Raw genomic sequence first — 16,189 nt, forward strand, 5'->3', positions numbered from 1 at the left:
GCAGGGATTATAACATGTCTAAAGTTTATAAAATATTCGGCGCAGGCCCATCAGGTTTATATACCGCATGGCGACTAGTTACTAGCGGCAAGATTAAATCTGGTGACCAATTAGATCTCTACGACTGGGGTAAATATGACTTTAATGGTGATGGGCAAGGACGTTCGCCATCTGGCCGAGTTTGCAGTCATCATTATCAGAAAAAATCTGACAATAGTTATATAGAAATTGGTGGCATGCGTTTTATTGAGTGGGATGAAAGTAAAAAAGAAGGTCATCGATTAGTTACCAAGACTATTGCCGATCTTAAGTTGGATGATGAAGTTGAGCCATTTATTACAACAGATAATCCTTTGTTTTATTTGCGTGGTAAACATTTTTATCAAAACCAGCTCATTTCAAAAGGAGGCAATGTAAAGGCACCTTATGCAACACCAGGGAATAATGAAAAACCAGCAGATAAACTGTTTAGCCATATATCTGAATTAATTATCGGCAATGAGAAGCTTAATACTCGTGAACAGCAATGCGCTTTTTACGACCAGGGGATTCTCTCTGATAAATTTAACTCCTTTGTTTATAAAGGCGGCGACCCGACCAGAAACATAGGGTACTGGAATGCATTTTATGATCAGGCTGGCAGCGAAGGCTTTCAGTATGCCTCTGATGCGGGAGGCTATGCTTCGAATGTTATTAACTGGAATGCTGCAAACGCAGCTGTATACAATGGTGAGTTTGCACCTGGAGGGACTTTTAAAACATTGAAGCGTGGCTACTCTAGTTTATTTGCTGAATTATTTCAGCAAACCAGTAGTGCTGCTAAAAGTGCTGGAATCATATTTACACTTAAACAAGAAACAAGGCTTCATTCAATCTGGTTAGAACATGATAAGCCTCTCTTTAGGTTGGCTTCAGCATCTGATCCCAACAAGGCTCTACAGGGTACCTATAACGCTGATTATGTTTTTATGGCAATGCCGCCTGCCTCAGTTGAATTAGTTGCACAAGCTACTCGATTTGAATCAGCACCTGAGAAGACAGACTTTCTGAATGATCCTAAAGTCATGAACTACCTGGAGTCAGTCGTAGAGCAGCCTTCCTATAAAGTCGCTATGTTTTTCGATAGCCCCTGGTGGCAGGATGCCCTGTACCCACCAAAATTACAAAATGGCGGAAAAGACAAAAATGTTTTTGGACCCACCATTACCGACGTACCATTAAAACAAATATATTATTTTGGGAATAATGCATCTGGATGTGAAAAGCCACAAATCTACGGATTATTGGCATCCTATGATGATATGCGATTTACTGGCTTCTGGCGCGAGCTAGAACTCAGCACTGGTCAAAGTCGCATGAAGGCTATTTCACAAGATACCCAACCACTTGATGGCGGCCATGTCGCAACGATTGAAATGGAAAAAATGCTCTTACTACAACTTGCCAAGGTTCATTATGGCGACCCCAACGATGCTGGCAAAATACCGCACCCTAAAGAAACAGTATTTATGGATTGGGGATTAAATCCATTTGGTGCTGGCTATCACGCCTGGGCGGCTCACTATAATATTGGTGATGTGATGCAATCAATTCGAACTCCAGCGCGCATGGTAAATGGTCAAAATGAGAATGTATTTTTAGTCGGCTCAGCTTTCTCAAATGATCAAGCTTGGGTAGAAGGTGCTTTTTGTTCAGCAGAATCTGTGTTAGTCGACTATTTAGATTTGGAATCTATTATTGATACGAACGATTACCCCTTAATTTGCACATGTTGATCATTAATAAAGAGAACATTATAAATATGAAAACAGCAAAGAGAATAACTCAAGAAATTTGCACCTCTCAAGAAGCGATAGACTTCATCAATAAAAAGGCATCTTTGGATCCCCTTTTTTTTGAGCTACTTATATCTTCTTTACAAAAGGCTAGTGTGCACGGTAAAAGTGGTCTGGATTCTCAATTATATAAGGCTTTACAGTGGCCCACTGATATACAAAGCTATATTAAGTATTTATATGAGTTCTCTCGATGGATTCCACAACAAAGCGATAATCCAGCCTGGAAAATCTCACAAACAGAAAACTCTCAGGAAGTTTATGATCGCTTGTGTCATTTTTATTATCTCATCGACCAAACCGTTGGACCGAGTAACACTAAGATCGTGCAAAACATTGATTGGTTCTCTCTCTGGTTAGTTCGCTTTGCCAGTTTATGGGGAAGCTTTTTGGATACCCCCGAATCATTTAGTAAAGAAACTTTAGAATCTTTTATTAAGTACTCGCCAAAATATCGGCTGCAGGATTCTATGATTGACGGAAAGCCTAATAAACCTGGAGGGTGGAAATCTTTTAATGAATTTTTTTCGAGAGAACTCAACAAAGGTTTACGACCCATTGCAGGCCTGAACAATAATTCAGTCGTTACATCAGCGGCAGACTGTACCTATAGAAAACACTACAATATTCACTCAGACTCTACTATTGAAAAAATTACAATTAAGAAAACACACACCTTTGCAAGCATTCCTGAATTACTAAAAGGCAGTAAATACGCCAATGCATTTGCCAACGGAACTTTTGTACATTATTTTTTAGGGCCTTATTCATACCACAGGTTTCATACACCTGTAGCCGGAACAATGGAAGAATGTTACGCCGTCCAAGGGCTGACTTATCTGGATGTAAATTTACTGAAGGGTCAATTTGATGCCCCCGATAATTCAGAGGGTGGTTACGAATTTTCACAAGCTCGGGGCATTGTGACCATAGACACTTCTAATTCACCCTGCGGTGATATAGGCATTGTAGCAGTTGTCCCCGTGGGAATGTGCCAGGTTTCTTCAGTGAAGATGACAGCAAAACCTGGCAAAGTAGAAAAAGGAGATGAGTTTGGATACTTTTTGTTTGGAGGCTCCGATATAATTTTAATATTCCAGGAAGGAAAGGCACCAGACATTAATACCTGCGATCACTATCGACATTATGGGACTGATATAAGTATTTGCCCGTCGGGGTGGGGTGGGTTCTGACCCATAACTACAGATTCTAACACTATGCTTGATCGGGCACAATCAGACCCACTCCCACCAGCCAGGCAAGATTGTCCATTTTCTTTAACGATTAAAATATCATCGCCAGCTCCGCCATCCATCCAGTTCTCATCCGAAGAACTGCTCAACAAAACATCCGCCCATTCGTCTTCGCCATCATCAACTGTTGGATCTTCGAACTTAATCATATCTGCAAACAAGAATCCTTTCCCGCTAGTATGCTCTAAATAATCTGCCCCAGGACCCCCTACAGCAAGTCCATGTTTTTGAGCCCCAAAAATAATGACGTCATCTCCCGTTAGGCCATAAAGATAAGGCATTACATCGTCACCATCTGCAATCAACGTATCATCCAAGAGAGAACCATCAACTTGCCATGCGTAATCTCTTCCGTACCACTCTCATATCAAATGCACTACTCCGTAGGCCACCATCTGGCCAGGTTGCGAGCTCATAAAATGGAATTGAAGATAGAGTGTTATCAACTGTGGTATGAGGGCTTGCCAGGTTGCTCTGGTTTAACTTGGAGAAACTCCAGCTGGTATTGTGCATACCAAGAGGGGTAAAAATCTCTTGCTCTGCGTAATCAGCCAGAGTTAAGCCCGAGCTAAGTTCCACTGAGTAGCCTGCTAATGCTGCGGCGATATTTGAGTATTTGTAGTCTTGTCCGGGTGGTAAGCCCGTGAAGTTACTACTGGAATCGTAAAATTCCCCCTCACTGTCCAAATAGGCACCGAGAAATCCATCCAGTGTAATTGGGCTGCTATCTGGACAGAATCCAGGCTCTATTAAGTTGAACAATTTTGTATGAGTACCGTCACCATGATCGATATAGTAGCTGCACCGGTAAGCCACGCTATCTTTAATTCCCGAGCTGTGAGTTACGAGGTCTCGAATGGTGATAGGTAAGGAGTCTGGATTGTCAATGTTAAAGTCATCTTCACCCAGTAAGTTTTGAATTTCCTGATCTAAATAGAGATAGCCGTCCTCCTGCGCTATGGCCATAGCAGTACCCATAACTACCTTACTGATGGATGCCAGCCAAAATGAAGTATTCCTGGTAACCCTTTCATTATTTTCAAGACTTTTTACACCGTAGCCTTTAGACCATATAACAGGCTTTTCTGGATTGGTAACTATAGCTACGGCCATGCCTGGAATACTGTAGTCCAGCATATACTTTTTAATCATACGATCAATAGTATGCTTCTTACCTGGCTTTAATACCTCTTTGTATACTCCCGGACTATCACGATAAATCGCTGAAGCATTAGTATCTACAGCATTTCCATTGTTGGAGATTAATAGCGTGAATAAGAGGAGAGGTTGAGCAAATACTGATTTTCTATGACGATATTCCATGCCAAAGCTTCCTTTCTTGAATGTTACTTGACTGAGTAAAAGTCTGCCGTACAGCTCTATATCGATAGTATTATTTTCACTATTTTCTGAACCTCTGATGAATACAATTACTAATTTTTAGCCAATTAAAATCGACAACTTGACTATTGAAACAGGCGCTAAGAATTGAATTCCAGAAGCTTCTTTTGTCAACTTTACCGACTGCGGTAACCGGTAACACATAAAGCTACTCTGGCAGCTTAAGGTTGGCCAGGCCCCTCTCGGTTAAGAAGTTACGCAATCCCTGTCGGCTTGGCGCCTTGTCTACACATACGATGGCCGCTCCAACTTGTTCTCCCAGCTCTTTGTCTGGCAAGGGAATAGCAGCTGCTTGTTCATTGTGTACATTTGATACTTAGATAATTTGGGATAGTGGCTTTGAACACCATTAGCTACCTCAGAGGCTAAATACTTTCTTTTATTACCCCAATCATTTGATAATTTACGTCTTAAATCCCTTTTGAAGATCCGTATGGCTTTGCGCTTACCAGGCAACAATTTTAGAGCCACACTATCAAATACCTTTTCAATTAATTCAGAAACTATATCTATATATCACGCTTTTCTATCATTCCAAAGCTTATCAGCCTGGTCATACACTAAAATAAAGAGGACCAAGAAGCCACTTTCCACCCCTACACACTCTTTTATTTCTCCCCAAAGAACAAATTCCCAGGCCTCTCTTCTAAAGGCTTCACTCTTACAGCATGGGTACTGGTACACATACACACCCGCAAATCTCTCCCTGTCCATTAAGAAGAGATCTACGTGAGCGTAAAAAAGAACAAGGACTAGACACTGGAAGGTGTTGAGAACAAACTCTTCAAGGAAGGAAACTCCAGCCGAGTCCTATCAATAGAAGATAAAACTGTATTAGACAGTAAGATACAGATATCGCACAAACACCTAAGTCAGTAACTGCATTGTTTACCTACTGATGCATTGACCGGTTATGCCTTTTAACCTAAAGGGATGAAATCGATTGGGGTTTCAAACAACTCATTGTGCAAATCTTGATCGATTCTACCAGTCTGATTTCTGCCATTTACAATCTATTCAGATGAGATATGCTATGAAGTATTCTACCTAAAATCTTCATCGTCGATTAAACCATCATTTTGCATTTGGTTTGTAAATAGCTCAATATGCCCTTTAATCTCGTCGAGTGCCATTTGCAACACTGGTTACTCTGTGGATTCACTTTTGCGTTAACCGCGAAAATTACTCAACCAGAAAAGAAATATATTGCCTTGCATCAGAGACCATACGAGTGAGTGTCTATCTAAGTAAAATTTCATACTGCACTGCGATCTAGTGATTGATAGAAGTGCATAAAGGCTCCTGAAGAACATGTCGCAAATTTTATGAGCTTGTATTTCGACGAAATTTCACCGCTTTCAAATAAGCGTTTTCCTTCACCAACAACTACTGGAAAGGTCCAAAGTCTAAGCTCATCTACCAAGTTATGCTTAAGAAGTAACTGCACTAATTGCCAACTACCGTGTACCTGTAACAGGGGCCCATCTATTTCTTTAATTTTGGCGACCTCTACAGCTGTATTAGAGCCCTTTAGTTTGAAGGAATTATTCCATGCTAGGTCATCAGTACCTGATGTCACCACGTATTTTTTTGCCCGATTTAGTTTGTCTGCTACTGGGCTATCAGGTTCAGCACTGGCAAAATTTGAGGCAAATAAATTATATGTATTACGGCCTAATAGCAGGTCATACTGTTCCGACATTGCCTCCTTTATAACTTGTTCCATAACATCATTCCAACAATCCTTTGCCCAACCTCCATGACGGAAGCCGCCTGAAAAATCTTCCTCGGGTATACTGGGTGCTTGCATTACACCGTCAAGAGTTTGAAATATCAATATGGCTAAATTTCTCATTGGCTGATTCTCTCGAGGGGTAAATCCTTTATGGCATCTTATGCAGGCTTACTCGTAGAAATACAAATCTTCAAACGTTGTATAAAACGCCGCTTAATAACAATCTCAAACAAGCAGGAACGTAATAAGCACCCACTAGACATAGCTCGAACTGTCTTGTAGGCCTCTGGCCCGAGTGGCTACAATTACATCTTTGGCACTTTTTCAATCTTTTGTAAATCTGGGTCCAGATTATCCCAAGGTTCGCCGCTACTTTCATATACGATCATCGTAGGGTTGAATTGCTCCAAATCATGAAGACTTCCGGCATGGACAAATTCTAACCACGGCATACCACCTTTTTCTGCATAATTATGCGAACCACAGCGAGGACAAAACCCCCTCCTTACTGTATTTCTACTATCCGCCTGCTTCACATAAAACGCAAGATCACCGCTTATGATTAAATTCCGCGAGGAACAGCAATATCGGCAATGTGTCCTGCGGCTCTAACTTTCTGGCAATCTGTACATTGGCCATGCCCCGCCATTACAGGCTCTTCGGAGCAATTATAACTAATAAAACGGTACAAACACTCTCCGGATGTTTTGGGCATGAATTTCTACCATTACCTACGAAATTGAAGTCACTAATCTACCATTTCATTTTTTATGTATAAGTGTGCGTGTACGAGCCTTGACGATCAATTTATGCGTTCCGATTGCCCTATCGTGAACGGACTGGATGTATTTGGCGATAAATGGACGCTAGTTATTCTAAGAGACTTGCTATGTGGTAAAGAAACCTATAACGAATGGAATACTTGCTATACATTAATAATAAATGGATTAGCAAAATAAACTGAGTACCAATACCCGATGACACCCGCCACCCAAATTAGGTGATCATTTAATCAGAAGGCGAAATCACAAATTTCAAATTTGATGCAGACGAGATTTTAGTATTTAGACTGAAGAGTAGTCAGTCATGGCCCACTTTAAATTAATTACCCCCTAAAACCTGTCGGCCGCTTAGATACATTGATGCAGTGAAAACTGCTGTAGTATCTGTTTGATAGATGGTACATAACTGTAAGATTTTTTATTCCTTAGGCAAAGTATGGGCTACTTCAGTCATTACTTTAAAGGTTGAATCATGCAGAAAACTATTACGATTATTGGCGCCACAGGCCATTTAGGTCGTCAGGTAGCACGAAAACTGGATCATAAAGGTGTAAAGGTAACTGCGATCGTGAGGGACGTAATTAGCGCCCGCACTATCCTCCCGGAGAGTATCCAGCTTCTCGAAGCAGATGTCTCGGACAAAGAGAGCTTGGTCTCGGCACTGGTTGGTACCAAAACGCTTTATATTACCCTGAATACTACGTCACTTGACCCTAGCTTACCCTTTCACACTGAACGTGAAGGAGTGATTAATATCGTTGAGGCTGCAAAGGTCACTGGTGTGCAGCACATTATGCAGATTGCGGGTATTGATTATCTACACCCGGAATTAGCAGACAAGGGCCTAGAATATGAGACCAATATAATCCGTAAACCAGGTATAGAGGCCATTAAAAATTCTGGCATTGATTACACTTTCTTCTTCTGTTCGTTCTTCCTGGATACTTTTCCTACATTCATTGAGAACGATCAATTTGCTATCATCGGTAATCATGTTCACCCTATCTATTACACCAATACAACAGATCTGGCAGAGATGATCGGTAATGCTATCGGGAATGAGATGGCTTACAACCAGAGTTTTTCGGTTCAGGGTACTGAGGGGATGTCTTTGCCTGAAGCAGCCAAGAAGTTTGTCGAGGGCTATTCTCCGGGAACAGAAATTGTCCTCCACCCTATCGCCGCCATTGCAGAAATGGGACTGCCCGAAGAACAGGCAGTATTCATGGAGCATATGCTGACTTACGTAGAACAGCTAAAGGAGCAACCAGTGAGTCAAAAAACTTGGCAGGTGTTAGGTAAACCAGATACAACTATCACAGATTTTGCCCGAGATCTGTCAAACGCTTCATAGCGACTGATCCTTGTTCAGTATTGCGTCCTCTGTGCTCAGCCACTTCATCAAATCAGTGGCTGCGGGACCCAGTGGACGCTTACTGGACCAGATAATATCTACACCGTGTGACAGCTCTTTCTCCTGCTCAAATACTAGGGGAAGCTGTATCAGTTTTTTCGCCGCTATCCCCTTCGCAACCACGTGTAGTGGCAATACTGCCCAGCCCAAATTGGCCTCAACAAGGTCAAGTGCATCATCAACCCGTGACACACTCCACACGTCGGGAGACACCAGCCAGCGAGTTTGGCTGGATATCTCAAACTCCTGCAATAAGATTTGCCGGTATTGTTTCAGGTCTTCCCAGGTAACTTCAGTGAGTCTCGCAATCGGGTGATCAACGCAGGCGATGCCTGCAAGCTTCAGATGGCCCAGGGCCCTGAAATCGCATCCAGCGGGCACTTCATCCAGTTGTGTGATAATCCCGAGTTGGGCTATATCCCCTTCAACCCAGGTCTGTACATCCTGAACACTTCCCGCTCTGAGCGTAATTTGAACATTCGGATATTTGGTCTCAAACTCTTGAAAGAGTCCACCCAGGTTTTTAATACGAACATGCTGGGCAATAGCCAACGTCAACCGGGCCTCGACATCCAGAGACAACCCCTGTGCGATCGCCATCAATCGCTCACGTTGCTCGATAAGATTCCGTGCGCGTTCCAGCAGTGACTCACCAGCGTCCGTCAATCGCGGGTATCGTTGACTTCGATCAAATAGATTGACTCCCAAGTCAACCTCCAGGTTCGATACCAGTGAGCTGATTACCGACTGTGCCTTTCCACATTTACGTGCAGCCGCTGAGAACGAGCCAGCCTGCTCAGTAGCTACAAATGCTTCCAGTTGTTCAATAGAAACTGCCATTCACTCAATCTATCTGTTTAATGTATGGTATCTAACTTTTCCCATCTAACTTAACTATATATCATTCAAGCATATTTTCTCAAGCAGAGTGAGTATGGTTGATGACTTATTCATTGAAGAATCGTTTAGTGCAAGCAATTTCCTACGAGTTTTTTCTGCTGCTCACGGGTGGCTTACTAGTGGTTCCAATGTTTGATTTGGAGGTACACCAGTCGCTGGCAATTGCTGCTGGACTATCACTATTTGCGTTGGTCTGGAATATGATTTTCAATCACGCCTTTGACTGGTACTTATTGAATATACGTAAAAACCCAGAAAAGACATTTATCGTTAGAGCCATACATGCGTTATTGTTTGAGGGGGGTATGTTGGTACTGACATTGCCAGTAATCGCCTGGAGCTTTAATCTGACTACCCTAGAAGCATTTATGCTTGAGATAGTCATGGTGATTTACATCGTGATATATACCTATGTATTCAACTACTGGTTCGATAGGCTGCATAGCTCGTTTCGAGTTACTACACACAAACGCTGAAGATCTGCTCAGCAGTCTGTTTTAGGTCAAATGTTGGTACCAATTAAAATACACTACGTCAAAAGCAAATACCTATTTATCTGTCATTTTTCCTTTTCTTATTATATTTTATACCAGTTAATAAAAAAATAATGATAATCCTGGCTCCCCATTTCTGCCAGACTCAGAGTAATTGAGCCAAAGCAGCATCCACCCAATAGGGAGAGTTGCCACCACGAACCGAATTAAGAGAACAAATGTATTGACTTGATACTTGGCATAACTTCCGTTTGATTTACAAAACATGGCAAACGTACAAAGAATTGCAAATAACTTGGTTTATATAAAAAATACCGAAAATTTGAAATTATTGCCCCTATCACAACTCACCTAAAAATATAACCCAAGCATGGACCCGCCGAAGGTCGAGTAAACGCGCCTTTTAAAAATTATACTCAGGAATTGTACCCTAAGCCCTTCCCATTTTTTAGGTTTGGATTCTGGGGGAGTAGGTATTTTTATTCCAAGGTACATGCACTCAGCGCCACATGAGGAGCACAAAACCATTGAATTATCTGTTAGATCTCACTTGAGTGCTTGCAAATATTCATAACAAACAAATTTATGAGTACTCATAATTCTCTACTATTGATACATAACGTTCATATTTGCGGTGGTTAAACACTCCGACTTCGATAGCGACGAACAATATAGGCTTGTTAATTGCTTTAACACCCACCATCACCACTCCCTCCACCTCCATCACTAAAGCCACCAGAATCACCACCTCCGGAGTCACCAGCAAAGCCAGAGCGCTGAGTCACTCCAAACTTCACAATAAACCATAGCAAACTGAATATAAAAAAAGCTGCAAATACAAACGGGGCAAAAGTAGAATTAAGCGGCTTCTCGGAAGCAAGATCAATCAAATACCATGATCCAACTAAGCCGATTAGATTAATGAGGAATAATTTCATCTACTCTCCATGGATCATTTGACATGGCTATATAGGACTTTTGTTATGAAATGTAGTTTGAGGTACTATGGCGTGACCACCTCAAAATGAAGCTTAGCAACAAAAGACTCTAAGATAAATTTGTTGTGTTCTGCTAGCATATTACCACCAATATTCCGTTACCCACGTTTTTTGCGGACCGAACAAAATCGGTAAACTGAACTAGGTAGTTACTAATATCTATTTTGGGGTAATCAGCTTCATATACACCTAAGTGCCGCAAAGTATGTGAATCATAACGCTGCATAATCGCTGACGACTCACATTCGTCTAAATACGTTGCAAGCTTACTAATAGCTTCAGGTGAGTGAGCTTCACAATGTTCACACACATCTTCACATTGCCTGCCGGTATTTAGAAATGATGCATTTTCATCTTGAGTTATCAGATAACTGATGCAACCCCAAGACCTACCAAGTGATAGAGGCGTAACAGACTCATCTATTCCATCTACATAGCTCTTACCTTGACCGGTCTCTCGATATTGTTCCTTCGTGATCTGATAAAGAGTCGCTCTTAAACCCATACTCGTAATTTACCTAAGGCACATAACTGTTAACTCAAAAGTAACATCTAAATATCATGCTACTCCCTAATTCCAAAGCTCATCACCCAGATCACACAAAAATATACGATGGATCAAGAAGCCTTCTTTAACGGGTATACATATTTAGGGAAAGATTTTGATAGAAACCTGAACAAGGATCTGCTGGTCTAAACATTAATCATCAAGCAGGTAAATTTTGTTTCAGCAAAGTTTATGCGGGAAGCTATCGATCGGGCTTCGGAGAAAAAGCAATGCACTTACCGGGAAGATTCTTTTCGAGTCACTTCGTGATAATACTAGCGGACAGGTGTTTTACTTTGAAAGTTTTGGTGGTGATCAAAATCATTTTGACGGGTGAAGTTGTTTTCCAAAAACAACCCGGTTAGGGCTTCAAAAGTACAAAGAGAAATCGATTTGTCTGACTTCAGAAAGAAGCTAGCAAGTTAATAACAAGCTTGAGGTTTAAGGTGCCGGGTAGCTAGTGCAATCCCCGAGCGTATACATTACTGCATGCCCTTCTCAACCGGCGCTTCTGCTACCGCAGGCCAGACCAGTCCCGCCCTTGTTGCTACGAGCAGTAATACAAAAGACATCTCCAATGCGAGAAAAACGCCTATAGGGTGATTGGGCACGCCGCGTATCATCAGGTAGAACAAGTAGCACATAGCAAGCAGATTACCCGCAAGCGTAACGTTGAGGGCGTAGCCACGTACTTGCCAGAGTGGTTTGCAGAGCAGGAAGTTCAACACCGCGGTGCCGGCGAGCATCACGCCGGGCAACATCAACAGCAAGCGACGGGATAAACCCATTCCGTCGCTGGTTACCAGTGGCCAAACGGCAGTAAAGTGACCTTGAGCTCCGAGGGTGAGGAACAGCCCCAAAATTACTGCGCCGATGGCAGCGAGCCGATACAGTGCATTGCGTTGCAAAGCGCGTATTGATCTAGAAACCGACATCGCGCTCCCCTACTGTGGCCAGGCCACATTCGTAAGCGAACACTACCGCCTGTGCACGATCGCGCAACCCCAGTTTGGAGAGCAGGCTTGAAACGTGGGTTTTCACGGTGGCGGGCCCAATAAACAGGGCCTCCGCAATCTCGGCATTGCTCTTGCCGGCGGCGATAGCCTCAAGTACTTCGCGCTCCCGAGTAGTGAGGCGCTCCAGGCGTTCTGCCAGATTGCGCCCTGCCCCCAATTTCTGTGCGAACTGGCTGATCAGGCGTTGAGTGATGCCGGGTGCAAGCATGGCACCGCCCTCTGCTACGGTGCGTACTGCCTGCACCAGCGCCTCTGGGGGAATATCCTTGAGCACAAAGCCACTGGCCCCTGCCCTCAGCGCACGAAACACGTATTCATCGGGATCGAACGTAGTCAAAATAATGACACGGCAAGTTGCATCACTAGCTTCCAGGATGCGTGCCGTGGCTTCCAGCCCGTCCATCTCCGGCATGCGGATATCCATCAGGATGATATCCGGCTGATGCGCTCGTGCGGCTTCAACTGCCTCAATGCCGGTACCCGCCTCGGCGACCACCTCAATATCGGGCTCATTGTTCAGGATCAGCGCAAAACCACACCGTACCAAAGCCTGGTCATCCACCACCATCACTCGCAACATTATGTTTTCACCATTCCTGTGGGTAGTTGTGCATATACCTCAAAACCACCACCATCTACTGCGCTGGCATACAGATGGCCGCCGAGCAATTCCGCGCGCTCGCGCATGCCTGCAATGCCGTGCCCACCGCCAGGCTGCTCGTCAATAGTTGTTTCCACCATGGGCCGGTCGCCAGTGGTGTTGCCATCATCGGCTACACGAATCACTAGAGTCTCATGGTCTACGCGCAGGCTCACTTGAACCCGCGCAGCGGCTCCAACGTGCTTGATGACATTAGTGAGAGATTCCTGAACGATACGATAGGCGGTGAGAGCGACGCTGGTAGGTATATTCTCCAACACGCCGTGGGTTTCGTAGTCGACCTCGCTTAACACCTGCCGGACCTTTTCAATCAGAGCTGGTAAATCATTGAGACCCGGTTGCGGCGTGAGCGCGGTGTCGCTATTGGCCGGGCGCAGTACGCCAAGTAAATGGCGCATTTCTATCATGGCCTGACGGCCAGCAGCCTCCACCGAAGCCATGGCCTCACTGGCGGCTTGCGGGTTATTGCGGCTGATGGCCCTGGCGGCACCGGCTTGCACGGTCATAAGGCTCACCTGATGTGCCACCACATCATGCATCTCGCGGGCGATTCGGGAGCGCTCGGCCGCTACCGCACGCTCGGATTCGGCATTGCGTTCGCGCTCCAAATACTTGGCCCTCTCTTCCAACAAGCGCAGATATTCGCCGCGAAAACGCAGCCGGCGACCGATATACCACAACGCCCATACCAGCATCACCGTTACCGTGCCTGCCGCAGTTGGCTGAACCGGAATCCCCTGATCAAAAGCCACAAAAACCAGCGTTGCGATGACTCCGATAAAGCTGGCTCGGGTATTGGCCTCGTAGCGGCCAAGGCTATACAGCGAAACCGCCATGGCAACGATGCCATCCGCCGGTAAACCCAGTTCCAGCAATATTGTTGCGCCGAGAATAACGGCCTGTACCTGCCAGGGGTGTGTGCGACGCCACAACAGAGCGAAGGAGCCAATGAACGCACACTGGAAAGCAATAACATCCCCCAGATTTTGCATGGCCAGCACTTCCCGCGCCTCGTCGCGCGACCACATCAGTAGCGTCAGCAAAAACATGAGCAAGGCGATGAGCAGATCAGTCAGGTGCGGCCAGCGTTCGAATGGCCCGCGGAAGGGCTGCCACACCGGAAGCTTGGGTAGTTCCGAGCTGGTGTTGAGCGGGTTCGGCGCAGGTGTATTTAGGGACGACGATTTCATTTCCGCATGCTAAACCAGGCGCAATCAGCTGTCATGGGGCTTTCGGGGGAGGCGGGAGCAGTCGCATCTCCACCTTTTGGGGGAGGCACGATTCCTGCCTGTGGCCGATGTGCGTGTGTCTGGAAAAACCGAACATGCCCGGCAGGCACATTCAGCCCAAGCACGTACCATAAACGCCCGGAGAAACCCCATGAACGACGCTGTACTCAGCCAAACACTGCCGCGGTCATTCGACACCCGGCGGGCCGTTAGCCTGTCAGTAAAAACCTGGTTCTGCATCGCGGCCATCGGCCATGCGATCTTCTTTGCCTATATCCTGGCCGTCTTCTACCCACCCATTGCTGAATCGGGAGTGCACGGCTTGAAAGGACTGCACCTTCCGGCAGGCTTCCGCGAGGGAGATACATGGGGCAACCTGGCTTCGGTGAGCCACGTGCTATTGGCCGCAATTGTAATCGGCGGTGGGCCCCTGCAGCTGATCCCTTCGGTCCGACGGCATGCCCCCAACTTCCATCGCTGGTTGGGACGCAGCTATCTGCTGACTGCCGTCATCGCCAGTGTTGCGGGGCTCTACATGACCTGGACGCGGCACACTATTGGCAATCTGGTATCACAGATCAGTATCACCATGGACGGCATACTAATTTTGGTGTTTGCCTTTCTGGCGGTGCGTACCGCGATGGCCAGACGCTTTGCTGAGCACCGTCGCTGGGCCTTACGCCTATTTATGGCTGCCAGTGCGGTGTGGTTCTTTCGTGTAGCCTTGATGGGCTGGGCAATTCTCACCGGCGGCTGGGGGGTCGACTGGGAATCTTTTACCGGGCCATTCCTGTATGCACTGGGTTTCGGCCAATACCTGCTCCCACTGGCCATGCTGGAATGGTATTTTCACTGTCAAAAGCGTGGAACCGCACAAGGTACCCAGATTGCTTTTGTCAGTACCCTGATACCTTTGACTGTGTTTATGGCCATTGGTATTTTTGCCGCTACGATGGGAATGTGGTTGCCACGGATCTAAGGTTAATCGAGCTGATAATCGTGGATTTCTTACGCGGATTTGGCTGTAGAGGTTCACGACTCGTAAATTCAACTTTGTAGGAAAACTCGAATGGCAAACCTAGGCACCCGCCAAATAAGAATATAAATCGCCAAGACTATCAACCGAAGAAGAGATCTATGTACGTATCGGAAACGAGCGAAAGCAGGCAATGGGAAGCGTTGAAAGTAGATTCTCCAAGGAAGGAGGCCCAAAAAGAGCCTTAATAATCTCTATAGAGACAACCCTAGCAAATAACGGTGTATAAACCGTGCTTGACTCAGGCCACGCGTCGGCCCAGAGCCGCAAAACGGTAGAAAGTCAGTCGCTGTGTAGCCGATTCTTAACCTTGAACCGAGAATGCCTCGTGGTACACAACCTCTCCCTGCGGAAAATTGCTGCCAAATGACAGTGCCTGGAAGTACTCTGCTGGAACCCCTGGCAAAACCAATCCATCGATCACCTTGAAGCCAAAGCGCCCATAATAATTAGGATCCCCAAGTACTACACAACCCTCTGCCCCCTTTTCTTTAAGGTCTGCAAGAGCTTTCCCCATAAGTTTCGAGCCAACTCCCCTTCCTTGATACCCAGGTAGTACTGAAATCGGCCCAAGTCCAAACCAGTTGGTCGAGTTATCAGAAATGTTTACTGGTGAAATGGCAACGTGACCTACAATTTCTCCATCTGACTCAGCCACCAGAGATAAAGATAATGCACCTGCATTGCGAAGCCCCTCCACAATAAGCTGCTCAGTGTGATCACTATGTGGAGCATCCCGAAATGCTAGGACTGTAACTCGGTGGATTGTCTCAGCATCTCCACCACTTTCATTACGAATTTTAATATTCAATTTATGATCTCTTAAAGAGGTTAACAGTTAATTCAAAAATAGCTGTTCTATATTATGCATCTTTACATTTACAAAAT

General features: G+C 45.1%; 15 protein-coding genes and 1 pseudogene. 5 read left to right on the forward strand and 11 right to left on the reverse strand.

All coding sequences use genetic code 11. The annotated features are described in order from the left end of the window. Positions 1-14 precede the first annotated feature (14 nt). Positions 15-1,775 carry a flavin monoamine oxidase family protein gene (locus tag ACJJIV_RS01770; protein ID WP_444890523.1) on the forward strand — a complete coding sequence of 587 codons (1,761 nt, stop codon included), beginning with the start codon at positions 15-17 and terminating at the stop codon, positions 1,773-1,775. A gap of 26 nt (positions 1,776-1,801) precedes the next feature. After that, positions 1,802-3,028, forward strand: a complete 1,227-nt coding sequence (locus tag ACJJIV_RS01775) for a phosphatidylserine decarboxylase (protein ID WP_444890524.1) — start codon at positions 1,802-1,804, stop codon at positions 3,026-3,028. On the opposite strand, the gene ACJJIV_RS01780 is transcribed toward ACJJIV_RS01775, so the two are convergent. The 4 genes and pseudogenes from ACJJIV_RS01780 to ACJJIV_RS01795 all read right to left on the reverse strand — a co-directional run bounded on the left by ACJJIV_RS01780 (position 2,980) and on the right by ACJJIV_RS01795 (position 6,939). Beyond that, a complete protein-coding gene (locus ACJJIV_RS01780; RefSeq protein WP_444890525.1) occupies positions 2,980-3,405 on the reverse strand; it encodes a hypothetical protein in 426 nt (141 codons plus the stop codon). The two genes, ACJJIV_RS01775 and ACJJIV_RS01780, sit on opposite strands and share 49 nt — an antisense overlap. Before the next feature lie 10 nt (positions 3,406-3,415). Continuing rightward, the gene (locus ACJJIV_RS01785; protein ID WP_444890526.1) at positions 3,416-4,411 is read right to left on the reverse strand and encodes a serine hydrolase domain-containing protein; all 996 of its coding nucleotides are present in this window, start codon (positions 4,409-4,411) and stop codon (positions 3,416-3,418) included. 1,333 nt (positions 4,412-5,744) lie between these two features. Continuing rightward, entirely contained in the window at positions 5,745-6,344 is a 600-nt protein-coding gene (locus tag ACJJIV_RS01790; protein ID WP_444890527.1) for a dihydrofolate reductase family protein, read from the reverse strand. Positions 6,345-6,529: 185 nt separating this feature from the next. Further along, positions 6,530-6,939 (reverse strand): annotated as a pseudogene (locus ACJJIV_RS01795) (GFA family protein). Positions 6,940-7,478: 539 nt separating this feature from the next. On the opposite strand from ACJJIV_RS01795, the gene ACJJIV_RS01800 reads away from it, so the two are divergent. Further along, the gene (locus ACJJIV_RS01800; RefSeq protein WP_444890528.1) at positions 7,479-8,360 is read left to right on the forward strand and encodes an SDR family oxidoreductase; all 882 of its coding nucleotides are present in this window, start codon (positions 7,479-7,481) and stop codon (positions 8,358-8,360) included. Here the strand turns inward: ACJJIV_RS01800 and ACJJIV_RS01805 are convergent. Continuing rightward, the gene (locus ACJJIV_RS01805) at positions 8,355-9,260 is read right to left on the reverse strand and encodes a LysR family transcriptional regulator (protein ID WP_444890529.1); all 906 of its coding nucleotides are present in this window, start codon (positions 9,258-9,260) and stop codon (positions 8,355-8,357) included. The genes ACJJIV_RS01800 and ACJJIV_RS01805 overlap by 6 nt on opposite strands. Positions 9,261-9,361: 101 nt before the next feature. Here ACJJIV_RS01805 and ACJJIV_RS01810 point away from each other — a divergent pair, with 101 nt between their 5' ends. After that, on the forward strand, positions 9,362-9,796 hold the full coding sequence (locus tag ACJJIV_RS01810; protein ID WP_444890530.1) for a PACE efflux transporter: 435 nt from the start codon (positions 9,362-9,364) through the stop codon (positions 9,794-9,796). A gap of 707 nt (positions 9,797-10,503) precedes the next feature. Here ACJJIV_RS01810 and ACJJIV_RS01815 read toward each other — a convergent pair. The 5 genes from ACJJIV_RS01815 to ACJJIV_RS01835 all read right to left on the reverse strand — a co-directional run bounded on the left by ACJJIV_RS01815 (position 10,504) and on the right by ACJJIV_RS01835 (position 14,226). After that, the gene (locus ACJJIV_RS01815) at positions 10,504-10,752 is read right to left on the reverse strand and encodes a hypothetical protein (protein ID WP_444890531.1); all 249 of its coding nucleotides are present in this window, start codon (positions 10,750-10,752) and stop codon (positions 10,504-10,506) included. 133 nt (positions 10,753-10,885) lie between these two features. Beyond that, on the reverse strand, positions 10,886-11,317 hold the full coding sequence (locus ACJJIV_RS01820; RefSeq protein ID WP_444890532.1) for a DUF1877 family protein: 432 nt from the start codon (positions 11,315-11,317) through the stop codon (positions 10,886-10,888). 524 nt (positions 11,318-11,841) lie between these two features. Then, positions 11,842-12,294, reverse strand: coding sequence for a hypothetical protein (locus ACJJIV_RS01825; protein WP_444890533.1), 453 nt, complete (start codon positions 12,292-12,294; stop codon positions 11,842-11,844). Then, positions 12,281-12,955: a response regulator gene (locus ACJJIV_RS01830; RefSeq protein WP_444890534.1), complete on the reverse strand. Its 675-nt coding sequence runs from the start codon at positions 12,953-12,955 to the stop codon at positions 12,281-12,283. Before ACJJIV_RS01830 ends, ACJJIV_RS01825 begins: the two co-directional genes overlap by 14 nt. After that, positions 12,955-14,226, reverse strand: coding sequence for a sensor histidine kinase (locus ACJJIV_RS01835; protein WP_444890535.1), 1,272 nt, complete (start codon positions 14,224-14,226; stop codon positions 12,955-12,957). Before ACJJIV_RS01835 ends, ACJJIV_RS01830 begins: the two co-directional genes overlap by 1 nt. A gap of 190 nt (positions 14,227-14,416) precedes the next feature. Here ACJJIV_RS01835 and ACJJIV_RS01840 point away from each other — a divergent pair, with 190 nt between their 5' ends. After that, entirely contained in the window at positions 14,417-15,244 is an 828-nt protein-coding gene (locus tag ACJJIV_RS01840; protein WP_444890536.1) for a DUF2306 domain-containing protein, read from the forward strand. 361 nt (positions 15,245-15,605) lie between these two features. Here the strand turns inward: ACJJIV_RS01840 and ACJJIV_RS01845 are convergent, their stop codons facing one another. Further along, the gene (locus tag ACJJIV_RS01845; RefSeq protein WP_444890537.1) at positions 15,606-16,112 is read right to left on the reverse strand and encodes a GNAT family N-acetyltransferase; all 507 of its coding nucleotides are present in this window, start codon (positions 16,110-16,112) and stop codon (positions 15,606-15,608) included. Between the last annotated feature and the right edge of the window lie 77 nt (positions 16,113-16,189).

The sequence above is a fragment of the Microbulbifer mixtoriginis (SeqCode) genome, from assembly GCF_052466765.1.

Bases quoted from the DNA above. Each gene is read 5' to 3' on its own strand.
- ACJJIV_RS01770 (WP_444890523.1), top strand. From the start codon at position 15: ATGTCTAAAGTTTATAAAATATTCGGCGCAGGCCCATCAGGTTTATAT.
- ACJJIV_RS01775 (WP_444890524.1), top strand. From the start codon at position 1,802: ATGAAAACAGCAAAGAGAATAACTCAAGAAATTTGCACCTCTCAAGAA.
- ACJJIV_RS01785 (WP_444890526.1), bottom strand. From the start codon at position 4,411: ATGGAATATCGTCATAGAAAATCAGTATTTGCTCAACCTCTCCTCTTA.
- ACJJIV_RS01790 (WP_444890527.1), bottom strand. From the start codon at position 6,344: ATGAGAAATTTAGCCATATTGATATTTCAAACTCTTGACGGTGTAATG.
- ACJJIV_RS01800 (WP_444890528.1), top strand. From the start codon at position 7,479: ATGCAGAAAACTATTACGATTATTGGCGCCACAGGCCATTTAGGTCGT.
- ACJJIV_RS01805 (WP_444890529.1), bottom strand. From the start codon at position 9,260: ATGGCAGTTTCTATTGAACAACTGGAAGCATTTGTAGCTACTGAGCAG.
- ACJJIV_RS01810 (WP_444890530.1), top strand. From the start codon at position 9,362: ATGACTTATTCATTGAAGAATCGTTTAGTGCAAGCAATTTCCTACGAG.
- ACJJIV_RS01815 (WP_444890531.1), bottom strand. From the start codon at position 10,752: ATGAAATTATTCCTCATTAATCTAATCGGCTTAGTTGGATCATGGTAT.
- ACJJIV_RS01820 (WP_444890532.1), bottom strand. From the start codon at position 11,317: ATGGGTTTAAGAGCGACTCTTTATCAGATCACGAAGGAACAATATCGA.
- ACJJIV_RS01825 (WP_444890533.1), bottom strand. From the start codon at position 12,294: ATGTCGGTTTCTAGATCAATACGCGCTTTGCAACGCAATGCACTGTAT.
- ACJJIV_RS01830 (WP_444890534.1), bottom strand. From the start codon at position 12,955: ATGTTGCGAGTGATGGTGGTGGATGACCAGGCTTTGGTACGGTGTGGT.
- ACJJIV_RS01835 (WP_444890535.1), bottom strand. From the start codon at position 14,226: ATGAAATCGTCGTCCCTAAATACACCTGCGCCGAACCCGCTCAACACC.
- ACJJIV_RS01840 (WP_444890536.1), top strand. From the start codon at position 14,417: ATGAACGACGCTGTACTCAGCCAAACACTGCCGCGGTCATTCGACACC.